This window comes from Nitrobacter sp. 62-13, from assembly GCF_001896955.1.
Lineage (GTDB): Bacteria > Pseudomonadota > Alphaproteobacteria > Rhizobiales > Xanthobacteraceae > Nitrobacter.
Window position 1 is genome coordinate 1 of the sequence record NZ_MKRN01000133.1, and the last position, 1,415, is coordinate 1,415.

2 protein-coding genes are annotated in these 1,415 nt (G+C 63.5%); both read right to left on the reverse strand.

Annotation, left to right across the window (positions count from 1 at the left end):
* Nucleotides 1–706: MFS transporter (locus BGN91_RS10100; protein WP_292612756.1), on the reverse strand; the 706-nt coding region annotated here is incomplete at its 3' end.
* Between the two features lie 272 nt (nt 707–978).
* On the reverse strand, nt 979–1,415 hold a 437-nt coding region (locus BGN91_RS10105), incomplete at its 5' end, for a cell wall hydrolase (RefSeq protein WP_292612758.1).

Consider the following 1,415-nt stretch of genomic DNA (forward strand, 5'->3'; position numbering starts at 1 on the left):
CGAGCACCAGCAGCACATAGGAGCGGTGACCGAAGGCTTCCGCCAGCGCGTTCTTGAAAGACTGTTCCGACGCCGCGGCAGCGCCGACGCCGGCATCGCTGGGCGGCGTCGACAACACCAGAGCGAAAGGCACGACGAACAGCATCAGCACCGCGAACACCGTCAGCGCCGGTTGCCAGCCGAAATTGTCGATCAGCGCGACGCTGAGCGGCGCGAACACGAATTGCCCGAACGAGCCGGCCGCGGTGCCGACGCCCAGCGCGAGACCGCGCCACTGCAACGGCAATAGCTTGCCGAAGGCGGACAGCACCAGGTTGAACGAACATCCGGACAGGCCGAAACCGACCAAGAAACCGGCCCCGATATTGAGCGACACCGGCGTACCGGCGTACCGCATCACCAGAAGGCCGGCGGCATACATCAGCGCGCCTGCGGAAATCACCCGCACGCTGCCGAACCTGTCGGCAATCGCACCGGCGAAGGGCTGGCCTATACCCCACAAAAGGTTCTGAACCGCGAACGCCAGCGCGAAGACGTCGCGGCCCCACGAGAACTCGCTGCTCATGGGCTGCATGAAGAAGCCGAAGGCGGACCGCGGCCCGAACGTCAGCATGCCGATCAGGCAGCCGCAGATGATGATCACGAGCGGCGTGCGCCACCCGGTTTTGCGCCCGGTCTGCGGGCCGCTCTCTTCGGTTGTCGCCATCGGGACCGTCCATTTGCCGGTGCAGATGTAGACGGAACATCGGCACCTCCGGCCGGCAGGGCCGAGGCCTGCAAGTTAATGCGCCTGCATGAAAATGCCAACTCGCCGGGATAATAAATCAACCGTGCAGCTCACGCGATGCGTGAGAACCCGACCGGGTTACCTGCGACTTAGAGCATGATCCCGAAAAGTGGAAAACCGGTTTTCGGATAAGATCATGCTCAAACAAAAAGACAAGCGACGACTCTGACTCAACTCGGTTGAAACAGGCTCTAGCGTCGGGCGCGAAGTTCAGCCGAGCTGTGCGCTGCTTCCGCCAGCCTAGCCGTGATCTCGGCGGTCTGGGCCGTCGTGCCCCAGCTCGGCGCGTCGCTGCCGTCGCCCCACGCCCGCGGACGATAGAAAGTGTGGACGCCGGTACGATACATCTTCTTCATTTCGCGCACCCAGGAGGGATGCACCCAGTAGGCATGATAGTGCGTCGACTTGCCGACTTCCGGCAGCCAAAGCCGCCCGTCGAACGTGGCCTTCGCGATCCTGCGGGCGCGATCCCACATGTCCGGCTCCGTGACCACATCGCGAATGCCGTCGCAGGCGAAGGTGAACTGGCACGCCAGATGACGGTTCGCGTTCTGATAGACCACGCCGCATACGGTGGTCGGATAGTAGCCCGAGAACACGCGGTTCATCACCACCTGCGCGACCGCGA